Genomic DNA, 8530 nt, shown 5'->3' on the forward strand with positions numbered 1-8530 from the left:
GCGCTTCGTGGACCGTGGCCTGATCGGCCAAGAGAGCCGTTTGCAAGGCATAGCCTACCGCTGAGCCGCTGCAAGCTGCTTTCTTCAAAGCCCTCCAGGTGCAAGTCTGGAGGGCTTTTTCATGGGGCAGGGTGCCGAGGCCTGCTCCAAGCCGGCCGCAGACGCTGGTACGCTGTGCACCCCGCCGTTTGATTCCACGCCATGTCCTCAGCCGCCCATCCGATCCACGACCGCCTGGCACAGCTCGCGCAACAGCGCGAATTCGCACAGTGCCTGGCCCAGGCACAGGCGCACGTGGGGTTGCAGGCCGAGGATGCGGTCGCTTGGGGCTGGCTGGCGCGCTCTGCCTTCGCACTGGGCGATGGCGCGATGGCGCTCGAAGCAGCCCAGCGGGTGTGCGAGCTGCAGCCCGGCAATGCACAGGCCTGGACCACGCTGGGTGATGTGCGGCGCCACCTCGGTCAACTGGACAATGCCTTGGCGGCATTTCAACAGGCCTTGCAGCTGGTGGCTGCGGCAACGCCGCCGACCAGCCAGTCGCAGGCGGCACTCGCAGTGCTGTCCAACAAGGTGGGGGACGTGCTGTACACCCAGGGGCAGTTCGAGCCCGCACAAAAGGCTTTTGAGCAGGCCGTATACCTTGCACCATGCTTTGGCCAGGCTTGGTTCCATCTGGGTATTGCACGCATGGGCCTGGGCCACTATGCCCAGGCGCAGGCGCCGCTGGAGCAGGCGCTGGCCCACGGCCACCCGCCCGCGCAGGCGCAGTCGGCATTGGGCGCCGTCTTCTTGGAGCTGGGCGCGCACCGGCAGGCCCATGCCGCTTTGTCGCAAGCGCTTGCGCTGCAGCCCGAGGACACCATGGTGCTCAACAACCTCAGCATTGCCAGCCAGAATCTGGGCTTGCTGGCCGAGGCCGAGGCGCTGATACGCCGCAAGCTGGCGCTGCAGGGGCGCGATGTCAACGGCTGGATCAACCTGGGCAATGTGCTGCGCGCACAGGCCCGGCTGGACGAGGCAGTGGGGGCCTTCCGGCACGCGATGTCCCTCGAAGCAGGCAATGCCACGGGGCTCATGGCCATGGGCCTGTTGTGCCATGAGACCCAGGCCCTGGCGGATGCGCGGCGCTACCTCTCCGAAGCCGTGGCATCCCCCGCGGCGACCCAGGCCCAGAGGTTGGATGCCATGGTCGAGCTGGCGTCCCTGCATGCCACCATGGGAGAGCACGGGGCCAGCGAAACGCTGTTCATGGAGGTGTTGTCCGCGAGGCCGCATGAGCGCAAGTACTGGGGAAAGTGGCTGTTTGCGCTGAACAACCATCCGTTCAAAACCCCACACCAGATTCTGGAGCAGTACCAGGCGTTCGCGACCCAGTGCTTCGGCGCAGCAACGCCACTGCCTGCCGCCGCAGCGCCGCCACGGCTTGCGCAAGCCGAGAAGCGGCGCATCCATATCGGCTATGTATCGGCTGACTTCACGCAGCATCCGGTGCGTCTCTTCCTGCAGCCCCTGCTGGCCCACCATGACCACACGCGCTTCGAGGTATCGGCCTTTGCCAATCTTTCAGGCCCTGCGGAGGTATTGCCGGTTTACCAAACCATGGTGGACCACTGGCATTTCACCAAGGGCATGACCGACCATGAGGTGGCTGAACAGGTGCGCAACAGCTGCGTGGATGTGCTGGTGGATCTCTCTGGCCACACGGGGGGCAACCGGCTCGATGTGTTTGCACTCAAGCCAGCGCCGGTGGCGATGAGCTGGTTGGGGTTTGGCTCTTCCACAGGACTGGCTGCCATCGATTATTTTCTGACCGACACGCATGCCGTACCTGCACAGGACGATGCATACTTTGCCGAGCAAGCTTGGCGGCTTGACCGCCCATTTCTGGTCTACCGGCCTACGGCGGGCATGGGCGATCCAGGGCCTTTGCCAGCGCTGGCGGCCGGTCACATCACCTTTGCAACGCTGAGCCGCTCGATTCGCTTCAACGACGAGCTGTTCGCTGCCTGGGCCCAGGTGCTCTTGCGCGTGCCCGGGTCGGTGCTGCGCATCGACAGCAAGAACATGCGCGATGCCAACCTGGTGCGGCAGACCCAGGCAAGATTTGCCGCAATGGGCATCGGTGTTCAGCGCATCCAATGTGGATTTCACAGCCCGCCCTGGGATGTGCTGCGCAGTGTGGACGTTTCGCTGGACTGCTTTCCCCACAACAGCGGCACCACCCTGCTTGAATCCTTGTACATGGGCGTACCGTATGTCACGCTGAGCGACCGGCCAGGAGTTGGCCGCCTGGGCGCTGCCATTTTACAGGGCGTGGGGCGGCCCGAGTGGGTGGCTCACACCGTGCAGGAGTATGTGGACAAGGCGGTGGCGTTGGCCAGCGACCTGCCCAGGCTGGCCCAGGTGCGCGCCAGCTTGCGCGAAGCCATGGTGGCCAGCCCCCTGATGGACGAAGCCGGCTTTGCCCGCTCGGTGGAGGAGGCGTACACCCGTATGCTCGAAAGCCGTGGTCAAGGCGTGCGGGCTGAAAGTGGCTTTTTGGCCTGATGCCGCGATGCGTTGAAGGGTGCTTGCGCACGTACCGTTGCTGCAGGCTCGCATGGGGCGCCGATGGCGCATGTAAAAATGCAGGCCTTCAACAAGGAGTGGCACCGCATGTCAGATTGGACCGCCGGCTACGTGGCCGACATTGGCTATACCTACGGCTACTATCCCGAACTCAACCCGCTGCGGGTCAAACTGGCTTTCTTGAACCAGGGCCTGGTGTTCCCCGAAGTGGGCACGGCCTGCGAGCTCGGCTTTGGCCAGGGCCTGAGCGTGGGCATGCACGCGGCGGCCAGCGTAATCGAGTGGCATGGTACCGACTTCAATCCGGCGCAAGCCGGTTATGCACAGCAATTGGCTGCGGTGTCGGGCTCCGGCGCACGGCTGTACGACCAGGCCTTTGATGAATTTGCCCGCCGCACCGACCTGCCGCAGTTCGACTACATCGGGCTGCATGGCATCTGGAGCTGGATCAGTGACGAAAACCGGGCCGTGATTGTGGAGTTCATCCGCACGCGGCTCAAGGTGGGCGGTGTGCTGTACATCAGCTACAACACCTTGCCCGGCTGGGCGGCCTTTGCGCCCATGCGCCACCTGCTGTCGCAGCATGCCGCCGTGATGGGGGCCGAGGGCAATGGCACCCTGAACCGCATCGACGGAGCAGTGGATTTTGCCGAGAAGCTGCTGGCCACCAACCCGCTTTACAGCCGGGTGAACACCAGCATCGCGGACCGCATGGCCCGCCTCAAGACCATGCCCAAGCAGTACCTCGCGCACGAGTATTTCAACCGCGACTGGGTACCCATGCACTTTGCCACCATGGCCGAGTGGCTGGAGCCCGCCAAGCTGCAGTTTGCCTGCACGGCCCACCCGTCGGAGCAGGTCGACGCGCTCAACCTCAATGCCGAGCAGCAGCAATTTTTGAAGAGTATTCCCGATGCCAACCTGCGCGAGAGCACGAGGGATTTCATCGTCAACCAGCAGTTTCGGCGCGACTACTGGGTTAAGGGCGCGCGCAAGCTCAATGCCATTGACCAGGCCGAAGCGCTGCGCCTGATCAAGGTGGTGCTGGTGGCCTACCGCCCAGATATTTCCCTAACGATGACCGGCGGGGTGGGTGAGGTCACGCTGACTGAAGCGATCTATGCCCCCCTGCTCGACCTGCTGGCCGACCACAAGCCGCGCACGCTGGGGCAAATTGAGCAGGCCCTGCAGGGCAAGGGCATCAGTTTTGCGCAAATTCAGCAGAGCGTGATGGTGCTGGCTGGCGCCGGGCACCTGGCCCCCGCGCAGGACGACGCGGTGGCGCCCAAGCTGCGCAAGGCCACCGACAAGCTCAACACCTGGCTGGCCAACCAGTCGCGGGGCAGCAACGATGTGGGCTTTCTGGCCAGCCCGGTAACGGGCGGTGGCATTGCAGTCAGCCGTACGCACCAGTTCTTTTTGCTGGCCCTGGCCCAGGGCAAGAAGCAACCGACCGAGTGGGCCCAACTGGCGTGGCAGATTCTGAGCTTGCAAGGGCAGAAGTTGGTCAAGTCCGGCAAGGCGCTGGAAACCCCGGAAGAAAACCTGGCCGAGCTGACGGAAATGGCCAATGCCTTCGCACAGAAGCAGGTGCCCATGCTGAAGGCTCTGCAGGTGATCTGACCGAGACGCTGTGTCAGGGCGTAGCCGACCCGTCTGCGCGCCTGCCAGGCATGGCGGGCAGCAAAATCGGGCCTTTGGCCCGGTGCCGCATATATGCCCCTCCTTTCAAGGCCACGCGCCGTCGTGGACATTGCCTTACGGGCGGTGTGCCCGGATTGCGGGCAATGCCCAGGAAAGGAAATGTGCAGCATGGGACGTCATCTCTTACCGGGTGTGGATGCCTACACCCAGGTGGTAACGGTCATGGCCGAAACGGTGCTGGCGGCTGGAGACTATGCCAAGCTGGGAACGGGTGGGTATGTGCGGCGCGCCGCAGACGGCGTACCGCTGGCCTTGCAGAACGCTGCCAGCGGTGTCACCCCGCTCGTAACACCAACTCCCTTGGAGACCATCGGTACTGCATGGGGGCGTACCGGCTTCAGCGCCCAGATATTCCGTTCGATAGTTGCTCTGGACCATGGCAATTTTGCGGTGGTCTACAGCGGAAATGGTGCGCAGTCGGATACAGGACTCAATCTGCGTATTTACGGGGCTCTTCGGGTTCCCATCTCCTCCCGATTGGTGGTTGCTACTGGCGTCGGAGTTGTAGGGGCTAGGCTTACACGTGCTGGAGCTGACAACCTTGCAATTGTGTGGACGGAAGGCGCAATGCTCAAGCTGGCAATCCACTCGGCAACCACAGGGGGCATCGTGGCCTCCGAAGTGGCTGTTGCTTCACTTGCAAGCAGCGATGTATCCAACTGGAATGTCGCCACCCTTTCAGGGGGGGACGTTGTGGTGGCCTACTGCAAGAGTGGCTCCAATGACTTTGCTTTCAAGCGCTTCAACGCTGCAGGAGCACTGCAAGGCGCTGAGGTTGGCGTGGAGGCCGGCGCATCGCCCACATTCATTGGCGTGCTCGCCCTGACTTCAGGCGGCTTTGTGCTGCACTACTACCGGTACACCGCCACCGCCGCCTACAAGTTTGCCCGCTTTGCGGCCAACGGCGCGCAACAGGGAGGCTTGACCACCCTGGCACTGGGTTCGCCCAACCGCAGCGTAAGCCCCTTTGAACGCAGCGCCATGGAACTGAGCAATGGCAACCTGGGGTTTGTAGACCCTGGCAGCAATACCAGTGCTGCGGTTCGCCTGTACGACGCCGCGGGCAACTTTCTTTCTACCGTGCTGGCAGCGACAGGCGCTGCGGGCATGCCGAATACGGTGTGCATCTGCCCACGCCAGTTTGGCGGCTTCTGGCTGACGGTGGGAGGGCAGCTGTATGAATTCGACAACGCTGGCAATGGTCTGCGGCAGTCGTCTGTGCCCAGCAATACCCCGTTCCTGCTGTTTGACAGGCCAGGCACCGGGCCTTTGATGGCGGTGTATCTGGCAGGTGCGTTCACCACCCACCTCATTGGGTGGAACACGGAGTTGACGATGACCGAGGGAATCACGGTGGACTCACTGGGCTATGCGTTGTCCTATGCGTGGTTCGAGGTGCTTTCCAACGGCCTTGTGGCTGGGGTCAATGTCGGGACCCCTTCGTTTGGAGCTGTGCGCCTGTCCGTTTCGATACCGCAAGCATCTTCCATCCTTGGCATCGCGCAGGAATCTGCCGTGCCGGGTGCCCAGGTGCGCGTGGCCACCGCAGGAAAGTTCGTCACGAACCAATCGTTCAACGGCCCCGCATTCGACCGCCGCAGTGCGACCCCACCCGGCACCCGGGGTGTTGCCCTGGGTAACACCGTGATCTTGGGCGGCTTGGCGGGGTAGCGCGCTGCAGGTGCGGCGGGACGCCGCCTCGGTGGCCCGGCGATGGCGCTTGCATGCAGCAATCAGCAATGTTTTCTTGTATACGCGGGTCCATAGGCTCTATGCTCCGGATGTTTCACCATTTTTGGAGCTGTTTGTGGCCGTCGCCCTCTCTGCAGAACTTGAAGTCACCATCCTGAACCGCGCGTTCAACGACCAGTCCCCCTCGAGCACCGTTTTCTACCAGCAGAAGATGGCCGCCGGTTTCACTCCGCAAAGCTGGCAGGACTATGCCTTCCAGTTTGGCGCCAACTACCAGCACCTGTCGTCGGGGGCTCTGGCGTTGCAGATCGCGACCAACATGGGCCTGGGGTCCAACCTGGGCGTGCAGGGCGCGCTGCTGTCGTACCTGGACGCCGTGGGCAAGGAAAATGTGGGCATCGTTGCCGTGCAACTGGGCCACATCCTGCTGGGACTGGAGCATGCCACCGGTGACATGGAGGTCTTCAACGCCCCCGCAGCAGCCTGGGCCAAGGAGGTTGCCGAGTCGTACATGTACTCCACCAACTCGGCCAACGGCAGCCCTTCGCCCAAGGGCGCCTTCGCGGCCAGTGCAGGCTGGAGTTCCGCCGTGGAGCACCAGCCGACCGACGCTGCTGCAGCCGTGCAGTTGGTCGGTGTGGACACCGGGGCTTTGCTGGCCTGAGGGATGTCTGTGTCGCTGCCGGGCTGCTGGCGGCTCGGCCAGCCCCATCAGGCGGTGGCGGCGTGCAGGCCCAGCAGCTCCCGCGCTTCCTGCGGTGAGGCCACGCTGCGCCCCGCATCACGCGCGACCTGGGCCAGTTGGGCAATCAATGGCCCATTCGACGTGGCCTTGCTGCCATCGGGCAGGTAGAACGTGTCTTCCAGCCCCGTGCGCAGGTGGCCACCCAGCTCGGCCACGCGCTGGTGCACGGGCCAGATCTCCTGGCGGCCGATCACGGTGGCCTGCCAGGGGGCATCCTTGATCTTGAGCTTGAGCAAGATGGGCAGTAGGTCCGGGTCGGCCGGCATGCCTGATTCGACACCCATCACAAAGTTGTACTCGGGCAGGCGCTCGGTGTACATGCCGGTCTGCACGTACATCTCCACGCAGCGCACGATGCCCACGTCAAAGCATTCGAATTCGGGCAGGGTGTTGGTCGCCAGCATCACATCGATGAAGTCCTTCACCTTGGCGGGCTGGTTGTCGAACAGCATGGGTGGCCAGGCCCAGGTGCCGTTGCTGCGCACCTTGAGGTAGTTGAGCGAGCCGGCGTTGCAGGCCGCCATCTCGGGCCGGGTGGCGCGCAGGCAGTCGAGCGGGCCCTGGTAGTGCGGGCCTACCACGCCGGTGGTCTGGTTGATGATGAGGCCGGGGCATTCCTCGCGCATGGCCTGCACGCAGTCGCGCGCCACCTGCGGGTCCCACGAGGGCAGGTGGCCCTTGCCCGCCTCCTGCTGGCGAAAGTGCACGTGCACCACGGCGGCGCCGGCATCCACCGCGCGGCGTGCCTCGCGCGCCAGTTGCTCGGGCGTCACGGGCACATGGTGCTGCGTGGGATCGGTCAGCACGCCGGTGATGGCGCAGGTGATGATGGCTTTGTCGGAGTGGGTCGTCGTCATGGTGGGTGTCCTCAGATTCCGAGCTGGCGGGCCGCCAGGTCCTTCATGATTTCCTCGGCACCGCCGCCGATCATCATGACCTTGACCTCGCGGTAGATGCGTTCGCTCACGGTGCCGCGCATGTAGCCCATGCCGCCCAGTATCTGCACGGCCTGGTCGGCGCAGAACTGCATGGTCTGCGTGGCGTGGTTCTTGAGCAGGCAGACCTGGGCCACCCAATCGGCGCCGGTGTGGCCTGCATCGGCCTGCGCGGCCACCGATTCGAGCCAGGCGGCGGTGGAGTGGATGCGCATCTGCATGTCCACCAGCTTGTGGCGTATCACCTGGTGCGCCACCAGCGGCGCTCCAAAGGTCTTGCGCTGGCGCGCCCAGGCCAGGGCCTCGTCGTAGCAGGCTTGCGCAAACCCCAGGGCCGATGCGGCCAGGCCAAAGCGCTCGCCATTGAAGTTGCCCATGATGGTGCGAAACCCATCGCCCTCGGCACCCAGCAGGTAGCGCGCGGGCACGCGCACGTTGTCGAAGCGCAGGTGCGCGGTGTCGGAGCACAGCCAGCCCATCTTGGAAAGTTGGCTGCGCGACAGGCCGGCACTGTCGCCCGGCACCAGCAGCATCGATATGCCGCCGCTGCCCCGGCTGCCGGCCTCGCCCGTGCGCACGGCCACGGTGATCCAGTCGGCGCGCATGCCCGAGGTGATGAACACCTTCTCGCCGTTGACCACATACTCGTCGCCCTCGCGCCGCGCGGTGGTGGCCAGCTGCGCCACGTCGGAGCCGCCGCCAGGCTCGGTGATGGCCAGGGCCGCAATGCGCTCGCCCGCCAGCACGGGCGGTATCACCTCATCGCGCACCGCATCGCTGCCATGTGCCAGCACCGGTGGCAGTCCGATGTTGTGCGAGAGCAGGCTGGCCAGCACGCCGCCGCTGGTGCCGTAGCGGCACAAGGCCTGCCACAGCGGCAGGGGGC

General features: G+C 64.5%; 6 protein-coding genes. 4 read left to right on the forward strand and 2 right to left on the reverse strand.

Going from position 1 to position 8530, the window contains the following annotated elements:
• Positions 1 to 201: 201 nt before the first annotated feature.
• The 4 genes from PMI14_RS06640 (at position 202) to PMI14_RS06655 (ending at position 6628) form a co-directional block, all read left to right on the forward strand.
• Positions 202 to 2547, forward strand: coding sequence for a tetratricopeptide repeat protein (locus PMI14_RS06640; protein WP_007851643.1), 2346 nt, complete (start codon positions 202 to 204; stop codon positions 2545 to 2547).
• Positions 2548 to 2655: 108 nt separating this feature from the next.
• Entirely contained in the window at positions 2656 to 4191 is a 1536-nt protein-coding gene (locus PMI14_RS06645; protein WP_007851645.1) for a class I SAM-dependent methyltransferase, read from the forward strand.
• A gap of 189 nt (positions 4192 to 4380) precedes the next feature.
• The gene (locus PMI14_RS34720; protein WP_007851646.1) at positions 4381 to 5943 is read left to right on the forward strand and encodes a hypothetical protein; all 1563 of its coding nucleotides are present in this window, start codon (positions 4381 to 4383) and stop codon (positions 5941 to 5943) included.
• Positions 5944 to 6079: 136 nt separating this feature from the next.
• Entirely contained in the window at positions 6080 to 6628 is a 549-nt protein-coding gene (locus tag PMI14_RS06655) for a hypothetical protein (RefSeq protein WP_007851647.1), read from the forward strand.
• Between the two features lie 47 nt (positions 6629 to 6675).
• On the opposite strand, the gene PMI14_RS06660 is transcribed toward PMI14_RS06655, so the two are convergent.
• Both PMI14_RS06660 and PMI14_RS06665 read right to left on the reverse strand, forming a co-directional pair.
• Positions 6676 to 7566: a 3-keto-5-aminohexanoate cleavage protein gene (locus PMI14_RS06660; protein ID WP_007851648.1), complete on the reverse strand. Its 891-nt coding sequence runs from the start codon at positions 7564 to 7566 to the stop codon at positions 6676 to 6678.
• Between the two features lie 11 nt (positions 7567 to 7577).
• On the reverse strand, positions 7578 to 8530 hold a 953-nt coding region (locus tag PMI14_RS06665; RefSeq protein WP_007851650.1), incomplete at its 5' end, for an acyl-CoA dehydrogenase family protein.

The sequence above is a fragment of the Acidovorax sp. CF316 genome, assembly GCF_000276605.1.
Classification (GTDB): Bacteria; Pseudomonadota; Gammaproteobacteria; order Burkholderiales; family Burkholderiaceae_C; genus Acidovorax.

Coding starts and splice junctions, on each gene's coding strand:
- PMI14_RS06640 (WP_007851643.1), top strand. CDS start 202: ATGTCCTCAGCCGCCCATCCGATCCACGACCGCCTGGCACAGCTCGCG.
- PMI14_RS06645 (WP_007851645.1), top strand. CDS start 2,656: ATGTCAGATTGGACCGCCGGCTACGTGGCCGACATTGGCTATACCTAC.
- PMI14_RS34720 (WP_007851646.1), top strand. CDS start 4,381: ATGGGACGTCATCTCTTACCGGGTGTGGATGCCTACACCCAGGTGGTA.
- PMI14_RS06660 (WP_007851648.1), bottom strand. CDS start 7,566: ATGACGACGACCCACTCCGACAAAGCCATCATCACCTGCGCCATCACC.